The sequence below is a fragment of the Paraburkholderia suaedae genome, assembly GCF_040812055.1.
Lineage (GTDB): Bacteria > Pseudomonadota > Gammaproteobacteria > Burkholderiales > Burkholderiaceae > Paraburkholderia.
Genome location: NZ_JBFOAH010000002.1, coordinates 101,308 through 115,924 on the forward strand (window position 1 = coordinate 101,308; position 14,617 = coordinate 115,924).

General features: G+C 67.3%; 13 protein-coding genes. 9 read left to right on the plus strand and 4 right to left on the minus strand.

Translation table 11 applies throughout. The features are described 5' to 3' along the window. The first annotated feature begins 20 nt into the window (after positions 1-20). From ABQJ48_RS03910 to ABQJ48_RS03945, 8 genes are read left to right on the plus strand one after another with little or no spacing between them, the layout of a single operon-like run. Positions 21-671: an outer membrane lipoprotein carrier protein LolA gene (locus ABQJ48_RS03910; RefSeq protein ID WP_367836515.1), complete on the plus strand. Its 651-nt coding sequence runs from the start codon at positions 21-23 to the stop codon at positions 669-671. Continuing rightward, a complete protein-coding gene (locus ABQJ48_RS03915) occupies positions 671-3,295 on the plus strand; it encodes an MMPL family transporter (RefSeq protein ID WP_367836115.1) in 2,625 nt (874 codons plus the stop codon). Before ABQJ48_RS03910 ends, ABQJ48_RS03915 begins: the two co-directional genes overlap by 1 nt. Further along, complete coding sequence (locus ABQJ48_RS03920; RefSeq protein WP_367836117.1) at positions 3,292-4,476, plus strand: beta-ketoacyl-[acyl-carrier-protein] synthase family protein; 1,185 nt, start codon at positions 3,292-3,294, stop codon at positions 4,474-4,476. Before ABQJ48_RS03915 ends, ABQJ48_RS03920 begins: the two co-directional genes overlap by 4 nt. A 5-nt stretch (positions 4,477-4,481) precedes the next feature. Further along, the gene (locus tag ABQJ48_RS03925) at positions 4,482-4,970 is read left to right on the plus strand and encodes a hotdog family protein (protein ID WP_367836118.1); all 489 of its coding nucleotides are present in this window, start codon (positions 4,482-4,484) and stop codon (positions 4,968-4,970) included. Then, entirely contained in the window at positions 4,967-5,692 is a 726-nt protein-coding gene (locus ABQJ48_RS03930) for a 3-ketoacyl-ACP reductase FabG2 (protein WP_367836120.1), read from the plus strand. Before ABQJ48_RS03925 ends, ABQJ48_RS03930 begins: the two co-directional genes overlap by 4 nt. Further along, positions 5,692-6,918, plus strand: coding sequence for a beta-ketoacyl-ACP synthase (locus ABQJ48_RS03935; protein ID WP_367836121.1), 1,227 nt, complete (start codon positions 5,692-5,694; stop codon positions 6,916-6,918). Before ABQJ48_RS03930 ends, ABQJ48_RS03935 begins: the two co-directional genes overlap by 1 nt. Beyond that, entirely contained in the window at positions 6,915-8,156 is a 1,242-nt protein-coding gene (locus ABQJ48_RS03940) for a beta-ketoacyl-[acyl-carrier-protein] synthase family protein (protein ID WP_367836122.1), read from the plus strand. The genes ABQJ48_RS03935 and ABQJ48_RS03940 overlap by 4 nt, the downstream gene beginning before the upstream one ends. Positions 8,157-8,194: 38 nt before the next feature. Beyond that, positions 8,195-8,617 carry a signal peptidase gene (locus tag ABQJ48_RS03945; RefSeq protein WP_367836123.1) on the plus strand — a complete coding sequence of 141 codons (423 nt, stop codon included), beginning with the start codon at positions 8,195-8,197 and terminating at the stop codon, positions 8,615-8,617. A gap of 47 nt (positions 8,618-8,664) precedes the next feature. Here ABQJ48_RS03945 and ABQJ48_RS03950 read toward each other — a convergent pair whose 3' ends face one another. Then, the gene (locus ABQJ48_RS03950) at positions 8,665-9,393 is read right to left on the minus strand and encodes a class I SAM-dependent methyltransferase (RefSeq protein WP_367836124.1); all 729 of its coding nucleotides are present in this window, start codon (positions 9,391-9,393) and stop codon (positions 8,665-8,667) included. Positions 9,394-9,480: 87 nt separating this feature from the next. Here ABQJ48_RS03950 and ABQJ48_RS03955 point away from each other — a divergent pair, with 87 nt between their 5' ends. Further along, a complete protein-coding gene (locus tag ABQJ48_RS03955) occupies positions 9,481-10,755 on the plus strand; it encodes an NAD(P)/FAD-dependent oxidoreductase (RefSeq protein ID WP_367836125.1) in 1,275 nt (424 codons plus the stop codon). A 119-nt stretch (positions 10,756-10,874) separates the two neighbouring features. Here the strand turns inward: ABQJ48_RS03955 and guaD are convergent, their stop codons facing one another. The 3 genes from guaD to xdhC form a co-directional block, all read right to left on the minus strand. Further along, positions 10,875-12,257 (minus strand): guanine deaminase, encoded by a 1,383-nt coding sequence (gene guaD / locus ABQJ48_RS03960; RefSeq protein WP_367836126.1) that lies wholly within the window; start codon positions 12,255-12,257, stop codon positions 10,875-10,877. 101 nt (positions 12,258-12,358) lie between these two features. Further along, entirely contained in the window at positions 12,359-13,411 is a 1,053-nt protein-coding gene (locus tag ABQJ48_RS03965) for an adenosine deaminase (protein ID WP_367836128.1), read from the minus strand. Positions 13,412-13,499: 88 nt separating this feature from the next. After that, the gene (gene xdhC / locus ABQJ48_RS03970) at positions 13,500-14,516 is read right to left on the minus strand and encodes a xanthine dehydrogenase accessory protein XdhC (protein ID WP_367836129.1); all 1,017 of its coding nucleotides are present in this window, start codon (positions 14,514-14,516) and stop codon (positions 13,500-13,502) included. Positions 14,517-14,617: the final 101 nt, after the last annotated feature.

A 14,617-nucleotide genomic window follows, 5' to 3' on the forward strand; every position in this document is an offset into this window, starting at 1 on the left:
CGGCATCAACAACGGGTTCAATAACGCCAGCAACAACGCGATCGGCTACTACATCGGCTACGCCGGCGCCCACGGCATCGCCAACGGCAACAGCAACGACATCGACCACCGGCAACCCCGCACTCGTATCGCGGATCGCCGCCCATCTCGCACAGCCCAAAGGCGTGCGCGCGCAATTCACGCAGACGCAGACGCTTGCCGCGATGAAAGAGCCGCTCGTCAGCAACGGCGCATTGGTGTTCTTTCGCGAGCGCGGCGTGATCTGGCGGATCGATACGCCGTACAAAGCCACCTATGTCATCACCGACGCGGGCGTCACCCAGTTCGACGCCGCTGGCCGGCGCGTGAGCGCCCATAGCGCGGCCGGCGCACGCGGTGTCGCGCAGGTCTCGAAGATGATGCGCGCGATGCTCAGCGGTGACCTGTCGGCGCTGTACTCGCAGTTCGACATAGAGGCCCAAGGCAGCACCGCGCGATGGCGCATGCGGCTGACGCCGAATCAGCCGCAGCTCGCGCAGTCGATCAAAGGTCTGGAGATGGATGGCGGCGACTACCTGGAAAGCCTGCGCATCGCGCTGCCCAACGGCGACGTGACGAAGCTCGACTTCACGAAGAGCGAGGCGACGACCGAACCGACTGCGGCTGAACGCAGCATGCTCGGAGCGCCGTAATGAACCTGCGGGATCTGCGCGACGTGCGCGATACACAACAGCACGAGGCGCCACCACGGCGATCCGTGCGGCAGACGTGGGCCATACGGGCCGCATGGCTGCTGCTCGCGCTGATCGCGGCGTTGTATTGCGCGTGGCGCTTTGCCGGGCCGTCGCCGTTGCAGACCGATTTGCTAGCGCTTCTGCCCGCCACCGAAGCGGACCCGGTCGCCGAAAAAGCGGTCGACACTCTGGCGAGCGCGCTCGGCGACCGCACGGTATTGCTCGTCAGCAGCAACGACGACGCGCACGCGAAAGCGGCGGCGAGGCAACTCGGCGCGTCGCTGCAAAAGAGCGGGGCGTTCCGCTCGGTGACGGCCGAGTTGCCGCCGTTCGACCTCGCGCAGATCGCCGCGTTGTATATGCCGTATCGCTTCGGCCTGCTAGCGCCGGTCGACCGCGCGGCGCTAGCGGCCAGCGCCGCGGGCCCATCCGGCGCGACGTTGCGCGACACGCTCGCGCAGCGCATCTACAGCCCATTGCACGGCGGCCTCGCCACCCCGCTCGCCGACGATCCGTTCGGCTGGCTCGAACGCTGGCTCGGCGGCCTGCCGCTCGCGACATCCCATCTGGAAGTCGAAGACAATCTGCTGGTCGCGCATCGCGGTGACGCAACCAGCGTGCTGATCGTCGCGACCTTGCCGGGCTCGGCCTACGAAACGCAAACGCAGCGCGCGGTGCACGCGGCGCTCGCCCGAAGCGAAAACGTGTTGCGACAAACGTTCCCCGATGTCTCGGTGGCGCGCACCGGCGCCGTGTTCTACGCGGAGTCGGCCCGCAGCGCGGCCGAACGCGAAGTGCATCTGATCGGCGTCGCGTCGTTGTGCGGTATCGCGCTGCTGATGTTGTGGGTGTTCCGCTCGCCGCGCCTGCTGCTGCTCGGCTTCGTGTCCACGGCGCTCGGCATCGTGTGCGCGCTCGCCGCGACGCTGCTGGTGTTCGGCAAGCTGCATCTGTTGACGCTGGTGTTCGGCGCGAGCCTGATCGGCGAAGCCGTCGATTATTCGATCCAGTATTTCATCCTGTACCTCAGCGCGCAGCGCGACTGGGACGCGCGGCGCGGCGCGCGCGCGGTGCGTCCCGCGCTGACGGTCGCACTGCTGACGAGCCTGCTCGGCTACGCGATCCTGATGTGGGTGCCGTTTCCCGCACTCAAGCAGATTGCATGCTTCGCGATGGTGGGCATCACGACCGCATTCGCATCCGTGCTGTGGCTGTTGCCCGCGTTGCTGACGCGCGCGCCCAGGCGCAGCCCGCAACGTGTGTTCGCGGCGGCGGCCGGTTTGCTGGCGCGCTGGCAGCGCGCGATCGGCGGGCGGCGCGCGTGGTACGTGGCGGCGCTGTTGCTGGTCGTCGCGCTGCCCGGCTGGCTGCGTCTGACCAGTGACGACGATATCCATCTGCTGATCCAGCGCGATGCATCGCTGGTCGCGCAGGAGGACAAGGTGCGCGAGGCGGTGGGCGTCGATAACAGCGCGCAGTTTTTCGTCGTGCGCGCAAACACCCCCGAAGCGGTGCTGCAACGCGCCCAAGCGCTGGGCGCGAAGCTGGATGCATTGGACGGCACCGCCGACCAGGTCGGCGGTTATCAGTCGGTGGCGCAATTCGTGCCGTCCGCGAAGCAGCAGAAGGCAGACTACGCGCTGCTCGCGCAGCGTGTCTTCGACGACCGCGCCGCGTTGCGTGCGACGTTGCTGCAAGCAGGCTTCAAGGACGAAGTCGCCGATGCGTGGCTCGCCGCATTCGCGCAAGCACAGACACAGCCGCCGCTGAGCGTTGAGCGATGGCTGGCGACGCCCTGGTCGCAACCGTACCGGCATCTGTGGCTCGGCGAAGTCGATGCCGCCACGCACGCCTATGCGGCGGTCGTGATTCCGCAAGGCGTGACGCCGCGCAACGAGCCCGCGCTGTTTGCGCTCGCCGAGCGCTTGCCTGGCGTCACGTTCGTCGACAAGGCCGCGAGCGTGTCGAAGCTGTTCGGCGCATATCGGGTGGATAGCGGCTGGTGGCTCGGCGGCGCGCTTGCGCTGGTGCTTATCGTGTTGACTCTCCGATACGCCCCGAAGGAAGCCCCCTTGGGGGGCGCCGCGAAGGAACTCTCCTTGCGAAGCGCCACAAAGGAAGCCCGCTTGGCGGACGCCCCGAAAGAAGCCTGCCTGGAGGGCGCCTCGAAGGAAGCCCGCTCCGCAGACGCGAACAAACTCACCCTGCCAGACCGCCTGCGTGGCGGCATCGCCACGACGCTGCCGGTGGCACTCGCGGTCGGCGTCACTCTTGCAATCTTCGGCTACGCCCGCGTCCCGCTCAACCTGTTCAACTGGCTCGCGCTGATGCTGGTGCTCGGCGTGGGCGCCAACTATGCGGTGTTTCTGCGCGAAGGCTGCCTGCGCGCAGACGCGGATCTCGGTGCGGTCTGGACCGGCGTGCTGCTGTCGGCGGCCACCACGCTGTTGTCGTTCGGCATGCTCGCCATGAGCGCGATGCCCGCGCTGAAGAGCTTCGGCGCGACGCTCGCGCTCGGCATCGCGGTCGCGGTGCTGCTTGCGCCGATCGGCATGCCATTGGATTCGAGGAGAGCGACATGAGCGCGCCATCAGTCTATCTACACGCGCTCGGCATGATCAACGCGCTCGGCGGCAACGTCGATGAAATCGTGCCGGCGCTCGCCGCCGCGCGCGCGCCGGGCATGGCGAACGTGCACACGGGAATCGGCGACGCGTTCGCGGGCAGCGTGCTCGCGCCGCTGGAGCTCGCGCCGCGCGCCGAGCTCGCGCGCTACGACTGCCGCAACAACCGCTTGCTGCTGGCCGCGCTCGCGCAAATCGCGCCGGCCGTCGAGGCCGCGCGCGAGCGCTACGGCGCCGCGCGGATCGGCGTGGTGCTCGGCACGAGCACATCGGGCATCGAGGCGGCCGAAGCCGCGTTCGTCTATCACGCCAAAGCCGGCGCGCTGCCCGAGCACTTCAACTACCGTCAGATGGAAATCGGCACGGCCGCGCCATTCGCCGCCGCCGCGCTCGGTGTACAGGGCCCGGCCTTCACGATCTCGACCGCCTGCACGTCGAGCGCGAAAGCTTTCGCGTCGGCGCGTCGGCTGCTGCAATTGCAACTGTGCGATGCAGTGGTGGTAGGCGGCGTCGATTCGTTATGCGAACTGACGATGCAGGGCTTCGCGTCGCTCGAATCGACTAGCGCCGTGCGCAGCAATCCGATGAGCGTCAACCGCTGTGGCATCAATGTCGGCGAGGGCGCGGCCGTCTTCCTGATGAGCCGCGACGAAGCGGCGGTGCGCCTCGCGGGCGTCGGCGAATCGAGCGACGCGCATCACATTTCGTCGCCGGACCCGCAAGGCGCGGGCGGCGAACTCGCGTTGCGCGCAGCGCTGTCTGATGCGGGCGTCGCCGCGGCGGGGCTCGGCTACGTGAACCTGCACGCGACCGCCACGCCGAAGAACGATGAGATGGAAGCGAAGCTGATGGCGCGGGTGTTCGCGCACGGGGTGGCGACGAGCGGCACCAAGCCGTTGACCGGCCATCAACTCGGCGCGGCGGGCGCGACCGAACTCGGCTTCGCGTGGCTCACGCTCGTGCGCGACGACGTGCCGCTGCCGCGTCATCTGTGGGACGGACAGGCCGATCCGGCGTTGCCGGCGCTCGACCTCGTAGAGAGCGAACGCTTTTTGCCGCGCGGCGCTGGCACGCAATACGTGATGAGCAATTCGTTCGCTTTCGGCGGCAGCAACGTCAGCCTGATTCTTGCACGGTGACGCACATGACCCATCCCATACCGGGCGTCGAGCAACTCGTGCAGCAACCGATCGAGGCGATCATCCCGCATCGCGGCACCATGCTGCTGATCGGGGCCGTCGACAGTTTCAGCGACACGGCGCTGAGCGCGCGCGCCAGTGTCGACCCGCATGCGTGGTACGCCGGCGCCGACGGCGCAATGCCCGCATGGATCGGCATCGAACTGATGGCGCAGGCGATCGCCGCGCACGTCGCGCTACTGGCGATGCGCGGCGGCGGCCGGGCGCGGCCCGGCGTGCTGCTCGGCTCGCGCAGCTATCACGCGCTGCGGCCCGCGTTCGCGGTCGGCGCACCGCTGCTCGTCGACGTGAGCGAACTGCTGCGCGGCGAAGCCGGCCACGGTGCGTATGAATGCACGATCCATCAGGACGGCGTGTGTTGCGCGCAAGCCGTCATCAAGATTTTCCAGCCGACCGATTTTCAGTCATTCATCGAAGGGAGTGTCAGTTCATGAGCCGGCGTGTTCTCGTTACCGGCGCAAGCCGCGGCATCGGCCGCGCGATTGCGTACAAGTTGGCCGCCGACGGCTTTGCGGTCTCCGTGCACTGCCGCACGGGACGCAGCGAAGCCGATGCGGTGGCGACGGGCATCGCCGCGCAAGGCGGCACCGCGCGCGTGCTGCAATTCGACGTGCGCGAGCGCGCCGTGTGCCGCGCAGTGCTGGAAGCGGATGTCGCGGCGCACGGTCCGTACTACGGCATCGTGTGCAGCGCGGGCGTGACCCGCGACGCCGCGTTTCCCGCGCTCACCGAAGAAGATTGGGACATCGTGATCGAGACCGGTCTCGACGCCTTCTACAACGTCGTCCATCCGCTGACCATGCCGATGGTGCGCGCCCGCAGTGGCGGGCGCATCGTCACCATCGCGTCGGTGTCCGGCGTCACGGGCAATCGCGGTCAGGTCAACTACAGCGCGGCGAAGGCCGGGCTGATCGGCGCGAGCAAGGCGCTCGCGGTGGAGCTGGCCACGCGCAACATCACCGTCAACTGCGTCGCGCCCGGCCTCATCGAGACCGGCATGCTCGAGCAGATGCCGCTCGAACAGGCGTTGAAGAGCGTGCCGATGAACCGCGTCGGCCAGCCTGCGGAGGTCGCCTCCGTGGTGAGCTTCCTGATGTCGGATGCGGCCTCGTATGTGACGCGCCAGGTGATCGGCGTGAACGGCGGGATGGTGTGATGAAGCGCGTCGTCATTACCGGCATGGGCGGCGTCACCGCGTTCGGCGATAGCTGGGAGTCGATCGAAGCGCGCCTGAGGCGCGGCGAGAACGCGGTGCGGCGCATGCCCGAGTGGGACTACTTCGAGTCGCTGCATACGCGGCTCGCCTGTCCGCTGCCCGAGTTCAGCGCGCCCGCCCACTATCCGCGCAAGAAGACGCGGGCGATGGGGCCGGTGTCGATGTATGCGGTGCGCGCGAGCGAACTGGCGCTTGCCGACGCGGGCCTCGCCGACGACCCGAGCATCGCGGACGGCCGCATGGGCGTCGCGTACGGCTCGTCGTCGGGCTCGGTGCAGCCGATCCGCGCGTTCGGCACGATGCTCGAAACCGGCTCGATGGCCAACGTGACGTCGAACAGCTACGTGCAGATGATGCCGCACACCACGGCGGTCAACGTCAGCCTGTTCTGGGACCTGAAAGGGCGCATCGTTCCGACCTCGTGCGCGTGCGCGTCGGGCAGCCAGGCGATCGGCTACGCGTTCGAGGCGATCCAGTCCGGCAAGCAGACGCTGATGCTGGCAGGCGGCGCGGAAGAACTGTCGGGCCCGGCGGTCGCGGTGTTCGACACGCTGTATGCGACCAGCACGCGCAACGACGCGCCGCACCTGACGCCGCGTCCTTTCGATGCCGCGCGCGACGGCCTCGTGGTCGGCGAAGGCGCGGCGACGCTGGTGCTCGAAGATTATGAACACGCGCTCGCGCGCGGCGCGCGGATTCACGCGGAGATCGTCGGCTTCGGTTGCAACTCGGACGGCGCGCACATGACCCAGCCGACCGCCGGCACGATGGCCCTCGCTATGCAGCTCGCGCTGCGCGACGCGCAACTGCCGCCCGAAGCGATCGCCTATGTCAACGCGCACGGCACGTCGACCGATCGCGGCGACGTCGCCGAAAGCCTGGCGACTGCGCAGACCTTCGGCGCGCGCATGCCGATCAGCTCGCTCAAGAGCTACGTCGGGCATACGCTGGGCGCATGCGGCGCGCTCGAAGCGTGGTGGACCATCGAGATGATGAAGCGCAACTGGTACGCGCCGACCTTGAATCTGGACAACGTCGATCCGGCTTGTGCGCCGCTCGACTACATCGTCGGCACGGGGCGGCAGATCGACGCTGAACATGTGATGAGCAACAACTTCGCGTTCGGCGGCATCAATACGTCGCTGATTTTCAGGCGCGTGCGATGAGCGCCGCGCTGCAACGCGTGGTCGTCACCGGCATGGGGATCGTGTCGTGCCTGGGCAATACGCTCGACGCCGTGGCACTCGCGTTGCGCGCGGGCCGCTCGCGCATCGAGCGGGTGGATGCGTGGCGCGAGCGCGGGTTCGCGTCGCAGGTGGCGGGTGTCGCGTCGGTTCAGCACGAGCCGCCGTTCCAACGCAAGCTCGAACGCTTCATGGGCGACACCGCGCGGTTTGCGTGCCATGCCGCGCGCTACGCGATCGATGACGCGGGGCTCGCGTCCGCGGCGTTGCGCTCGCCGCACGCCGGCGCGGTGATCGGCTCGGGCGTAGGCACGATGGCGAGCTATGACGCGGCGCTCGCCATCGCCCACGCGCGCGGCGTCGAAAAGGTGCCGCCCTACGTCGTGCCCCACGCGATGAGCAGCACTGCGTCGGCCAACGTCGCGCAAGTATTCGGACTCGAAGGGGCGAGCTATGCGCCGTCGTCGGCGTGCACGACCTCGGCGCTCGCGATCGGCCAGGCAATGCAGCTGATCCAGACCGGCCGCCAGCAGATCGTGCTGGCCGGCGGCAGCGAGTCGCTGCACGACAACATGACGTTGATGTTCGACGCGATGGGCGCGCTGTCGCGCCGCTTCAACGACGAGCCGCAGCACGCGTCGCGCCCGTACGACCTGCTGCGCGATGGCTTCGTGATCGCGTCGGGCGGCGGCGTGCTGGTGCTCGAATCGCTCGATCACGCGCTCGCCCGCGGCGCGCGCATCTACGCAGAGCTCACCGGCTTCGGCGCTTGCACGGACAGCGCGGGGATGGTCGCGCCGCGTGCGGCAGGCATCGCGCGGGCAATGCGCGGCGCGCTGGCCGAAGCGGGCATACGCCCCGACTACGTCAACATGCACGCGCCGTCGACACCGCTTGGCGACCTCGAAGAACTTCGCGCATTCAATGACGTATTCGACGCCGAGTTGGACCACCGCCTGCCGGCATTTTCGTCGACCAAAGGCATGACCGGCCATTCGCTCGGCGCGTGCGGCGTGCACGAGGCGATCTACACGTTGCTGATGATGCGCGACGGCTTCATCGCGGGCACGGCGGATAGGGGCGCGGCCGAGCCGCAAATGCGCGGCATGCCGCTCGTGCGCAGCACGCGCGCCGCGCGCATCGACACGGCAATGTCGGTTTCGTTCGGGTTCGGCGGCAGTTGCGCGAGCCTGATGTTCGAAGCATGGCAGGGCGGTTGAAACGACCGCCACTTTTTTCAACAACCAGGGTGACAACAATGAAAAAATTCGGTGTACTAGCTTTTCTCGCGGTGGTGACGTTGACGCAGACCGGTTGCGCGACGCAGGTGAAGTCGCTGCCGTTCGCCGCGGCCGGTGGCGAGTCGCGCGGCGAAGTGCCGGTGTTTTTCGGCCAGCAGGATCATCCGGCGGTGAAGAGCAAGCTCGGCGAGGTGACATACTCGGTGCGGATCGCGCGCAAGGTCGCCAATGCCGACGACGCATGCCACGAAGCGCTCGCCGAAGCGGTGCGCAAGCTGCGCGATGCGGCACGCGAGCGCCACGCGAATGCGGTAATCGACGTGGCGACGCGTTTTCACAGCACCGAAACCGCTTCGTCGACGGAGTTCATGTGCGGCGTCAGTCAGAGCGCGGCCGCGATTGGCGTGCGCGGGCAACTCGTGGTGCTGGAAGCGCACTGAGTTGGAGCCCGCCCTGTCGTGGCCTGGTGGTAGAGCGGTTGTGCAATTTAAGCGGCCTTGAACGCCGCGACATTGACGAGGGTCTCCCGGCGCTTGCCGGGCTTCGGCCGATACAGCCGCAGCCGTTCGAGCAGGCCGAAGTCTTTCGCGCGGCTCCACCACAGGTACGGCAGCGACACGTTGCGCTGTCCGAAACAAAACCCGGCGCCGCGCAGCATGTCGAGGTAGCCGTCCGCGCTCTTTTGCACCTGCATCGGATGACGGAACAGCAGCCGGATCACCCACGACCTGATGTAGGCGTCGGTCGATTCGGCGAACAGCAGGATGCCGCCCGGTTTGAGCACGCGGCGGAATTCGGCGAGCGCGCGGTCCTGTTCGACCAGATGGTGGAACGTTTGATGGCAGAACACGATATCGGCGCTGGCGTCGGGCAGCGGCAGGTTCGCGCAGTCCCCGTGCAGCAGTTCGATATCGGCAACCGTAGGGCGGCAGGCGTGCGCCGCGTTGGCGGCGGCCGCGAGCGAGGGCCTGTGGAAATCGATGCCGACGATGCGGCGCGGCTTGAACGCTTCGGCGAGCAGCCGGAACGAGATGCCCTGCCCGCAGCCGACGTCTACGATCACCGGCGCATCGGGCAAAGGCGCATCGATCAGGCGCTTGAGGTCGGCGATCGCAACTCGCAGCACATGATGCTCCCATGTATGCGTGCGCAGAAACCAGATGCCGAAGGCCGTCTCCGGTACGAAGGGCACCCTGGATAGTTCGGATGACGACATAATGCATTCCCCGCGGAAAAGTCGTTCTTGCTGTCAGAGACACGATTGTAACGAGAAGTCAGTGTGCGGCGTGCCGCTGCGCCAGCCATGCAAACAATTGAGGCAAATTTGAGCAAACATTCATCAACGCGGCTCACCTTCGACGTCGCGGTCATCGGCGCCGGTCCGGCCGGCGCGGTCGCCGCCGCGCTATTGCGCAAAGCGGGCCGTTCGGTCCTCGTGCTGGAACGTCAGCATTTTCCACGTTTCTCGATCGGCGAGAGCCTGCTGCCGCAAAGCATGACCTACCTGGAAGAGGCCGGCATGCTGCAAGCAGTGGTCGAAGCCGGCTTCCAGTACAAGAACGGCGCGCACTTCGTGTATCGCGACCAGTCGTCGTCGTTCGACTTTCGCGACAAGCATTCGCCCGGATGGGGCACGACCTACCAGGTCGAGCGCGCGGTGTTCGACGACATCCTGATTCGCTGCGCCGCCGCGCAAGGCGCCGACGTGCGCTTCGGCCACACGGTGCGCGCGGTCCACGTGAGCTCCACGGTTCATATGCCGCTTGTCGACGTGGTCGACGAGGCCGATCGCGCGTATCAGGTCGAAGCGCGCTTCGTGCTGGACGCGAGCGGGTTCGGACGCGTGCTGCCGCGTCTGCTCAACCTCGAGTCGCCGACCCGCATGCCTGCGCGCGCCGCACTTTTCACGCATGTACGCGACGGCATTCCGGTCGACGCCAGCGATCGCAACAAGATTTGCGTCGCGACGCATCCCGAGCGCCGCGACGTGTGGTTCTGGATGATTCCGCTGGCGGGCGGCCGCTCGTCGGTGGGGTGTGTGGCCGAGGCGAGCTTTCTCGACGTGCCGCAAGCACAGCGCGACGCGACGCTGCGCACGCTGATCCGGCAGGAGTCGACGCTGAACCGGCTGATCGGCGACGCGCCGTTCCTGATGCCGGTGCGCCATATCGGCGGCTATGCGGCGAATGTCGAGCGCCTGCATGGGCCGGGCTATGCGCTGCTCGGCAATGCCGGCGAGTTTCTCGATCCGGTGTTCTCGTCCGGCGTGACGATCGCGCTGCGCTCCGCCCATCTCGCCGCGCACACGCTGAACCGGCAACTGGACGGCGCGGCGGTCGACTGGTCCGCGGATTACGACGCGCCATTGCGCAAGGGCATCGATACGTTCCGCGCGTTTGTCGAGCGCTGGTACAGCGGCGAGTTGCAGGACATCATCTTTCACGCGGACCAGACGCCGTCGATCCGTCGCATGATTACGGCGGTGCTGGCGGGCTATGCGTGGGATGAATCGAACCCGTATGTCGCGGATCCGGTGCGGCGGCTCGCGGCGTTGCATGAGGTGTGCGCGCAGCGGTGAGCGGCCTGAAGACCTGAGTTGAACGGACTGGACCTTGTTTCAAGGCCTGAAGCGAGAACGGCGCTTCGCGAACGAGGCGCCGTTCTCATTGAACCACCCCAATTCCTGTCGCAGCACGATCAAGCCGCGATCCGCGCTGCTCGCGCCACATGCCGACGCGCATCGTCGCGACGATGCACCCGCTTGCCGGCCGCATACGTTTCATGAACCGCGCGATCGTCGCCGAGCAGCGCGAACGCGAACAGCAACTCTTCCAGCGATTCGCGGCGCGCGGTGCGGCGCGCGAGCAACGGCGTTGCCTGCGGATCGAGCACCACGAAGTCCGCCTCGGAGTCCGGCTTCAACGTGCCGGCCTTGTCCGCGAGATCGAGCGCTTCGGCGGCACCCGCGCTCGCCAGATAGAACATCCGCGTGGCCGTCAGATGATATCCGCCCAGACGCGCGACCTTGTGCGCTTCGTTCATCGTTTGCAACATCGAGAACGATGTGCCGCCGCCGACGTCGGTCGCCAGCGCGATCGGCATGCCCGCCGCGTCGGCCTTGTCGAAGTCGAACAGGCCGCTGCCGAGAAAGAGGTTCGAAGTCGGGCAGTGCGAGGCGAGCGCGCCGGTTTGCGCCATGCGCTTGCGGTCCTCTTCGTCAAAGTGGATGCAATGCCCGTACACCGCGCGGCGGCGCAGCAGGCCATAGTGATCGTAGACGTCCAGATAGCTGCGCTGGCCCGGGAACAGCTGCGCGACCCATTTCACTTCGTCGGTGTTTTCCGCGACATGGCTCTGGATGAACACGTCCGGATGCTTGCTCGCCAGCACGCCGCACGCTTGTAGCTGCGCTTCGGTCGAAGTCGGTGCGAAGCGCGGCGTGAGCGCGTACAGCTGGCGCCCGCGGTTGTGCCAGCGGCCGATCAGCTCGGCGCTGTCGTCGTAGCCCGATTGCGCGGTGTCGCGCAGGAACTCGGGGCAGTTGCGGTCCATCAGCACCTTGCCCGCCACCATGCGCAGATTGCGCGCTTCACTCTCGGCGAACAGCGCGTCGGCGGATTGCTTGTGGACCGTGCAGTACACGAGCGCGGTGGTCGTGCCGCACGCGAGCAGTTCGTCGATGAAGAAGCTCGCGGTCTCGCGCGCATAGGCGGGGTCGGCGAAGCGGCGTTCGGTCGGAAACGTGTAGGTGTCGAGCCACGGCAGCAAGCCCGGCGCCGGCGACGCGATCATGTCCGTCTGCGGGAAATGAATGTGCGTGTCGATGAAACCCGGCACGATCAGCTTCTCGCGCATGTCCTGCGCCTCGATGCCCGGCGCGAGCCGCGATGCGAGCGCCGCATACGCGCCCGCCGCCGCCACGCGACCGTCTTCGACGATCAACAGCCCGTCCTCGTGGAAGACCGCCGCATCGGGCGATTGCGCAGGGTCGCCGGTGAAGGTCAGCAGTTGCGCGCGAAATGCCGACTGCGCTGCTTTGGCCGGGCTGCCCGCGCTAGTCGGGTGAGTCGATTGAGTCATGGAAAAACCGTCTCCAATGTGAGCAGCCGACAGCGCGGACGACGGGTTCATGCTGTGTTCGAGAGCACCCGCGCCGCTGTCGGCCTTCTTGTGCCGGCCCGTCAATGCGGGCCGCTTCGATGCCAGTGCGCGTCGAGCTTCGAGATCAGCTCGCGGCGCTCCTCGGGCGTCACGAACGATGCTTCGAAGCCGTTGCGAATGATCGTGTAGACCTCGGCATCGTTGAGCTTCAACGCGTCTATGGTGGCGAAATAATTGGCGTTGACGTAGCCGCCGAAGTAGGCCGGATCGTCGGAATTGACCGTTACCGCGACGCCGCGATCGAGCAGGTCCTTCAGCGTGTGCCTCGTGAGATCGTCGAACACGCACAGCTTCAGGTTCGACAGCGGGCACACGGTGAGGGCCACGCGCGAGTCGGCTAGCCGCGCGACCAGCGCCGGGTCCTCGATGCTGCGCACGCCGTGATCGACGCGGTCCACCTTCAGCAGATCGAGCGCTTCGTAGATGTACGCGGGCGGTCCTTCCTCGCCCGCATGCGCGACGAGCTTCAGGCCGAGCGCGCGCGCCTTCGCGAACACGCGCTCGAACTTCGAAGGCGGATGGCCGCGCTCCGACGAATCCAGCCCGACACCGATCAGCCGATGCTTGTACTGCTCGAACAGCGGCCGCGCTTCTTCGAAGGTGGCGAGCGCGTCCTCTTCCGGCAGATGACGCAGGAAGCACAGAATCAGCTTGCTCGACATGCCGCGCTTTTCCGCGTCGGCGAGTGCGCGTTCGATGCCGGCCACCACCGTCGCGATCGGCACGCCGCGTTCGGTGTGCGTCTGCGGGTCGAAGAAGATTTCACTGTGAACCACGTGGTCGGCAAGACACCGCTCGACATACGCCGTCGTCATGTCGTAGAAGTCCTGCTCGTGCAGCAGCACGCTCGCGCCCGCGTAGTAGATGTCGAGAAACGATTGCAGGTCGGTGAACGCATACGCGGCGCGCAGCGCGTCGATCGAGTCGTACGCGAGCTTTACGCCGTTGCGCGCGGCGAGTGCGAAGATCAGCTCCGGTTCGAGCGAGCCTTCGATATGGATATGCAGCTCGGCCTTCGGAGCCCGCGCGGTTTTGTCGGCGAGCGATGAGATGGGTGCGGTCGTTGTAGTCATGGTCGGTTATGAGTTTGTTGGAGTGCATTCGCGCCGGATACGCTGTCATGCAGGTGCGCCGGTGCGGTAGCGGCCGGCGTGCCGCGCCTCACACCGGCTGCGTCGTGCGAGGCGCGCTCGCGTGCATATCGACGGCTTGCAGCAGCTGCGCGGCCGCCGAAATCGCGATGACCTCCGGCGACTTGTCGACGATGCCCTCGACGCCGAGCGGGCATTTCATCCGCGCGATCCGCGCCGGGTCGATGCCGCGCGCCGCCAGCCGGTGCTCGAATTGCTTGCGCTTGCTATGCGAGCCGATCATGCCGAAGAACGCGAAGTCGCCGCGCCGCAAAATGCGCTCGGCCAACTCCAGATCGCGCGCATGATTGTGCGTCATCACGATGAAGTACGTGTTGGGCGCGGCCTCGTCGATCGCTTCGTCGGGCGCGTCGTTTGGATCGAGCTTGACGTTCGGCGCGTGCAACGATTCGACCGGCGGAAACTGCGCATCGCGTTCGTCGACCCAGCGGACCGTGCAGGGCAGTGTGGCCAGCACGCGCACCAGCGCGGCGCCGACGTGACCGGCGCCGAATAGCACGACGGGGAACTCGCGCGGCACGATGGTCTCGGTGAGCAGCGCGCTGCTGTCGTCGAAACCGGCGCCGTCCCACAGCAGGCAGTCGGCGGCATCGACGCCCGGCTCGGGGTCGGACAGCATCACCGCGTCGGGCGCAGGACCGAACGACACGCTGCGCACCGTCGAAAGACCGGCGGCCACGCGCTTGGCCAGCGACGAAATCCAGCCGAGGTCGCCGATGTCGAGCCGCTCGAATGCGAGAATCACCGCGCCGCCGCAGCACTGGCCGAGGCTCGGGCCGAGCGCGAAGCGCTCGAGCCGGCGCATGTGCGGCGAGCGCGTGCCGTCGCGCAGCACCTGGCGCGCGGTCTCGATGGCCTTCCATTCGAGGTGGCCGCCGCCGATCGTGTGCCTCGCCGAGTCGCGTGTGACGATCATCTTGGTGCCGGCTTCGCGCGGCGCCGAACCTTCGACGCGCGCGACCGTCACCAGCACGGCGGCGTCGCCGTGCGCGAGCAGTTGTTGCAGCTCAGGTAGCCAGGCTTGCATCCGGCGGCTCTCCATGGGTGCCGCGCGAGGGTTCCGCGCGGCCGGTTGTGTTGATGCGCTATCGCGTCCAGGTGCGGCCCGGCACGTTCGGGTCACGTCAG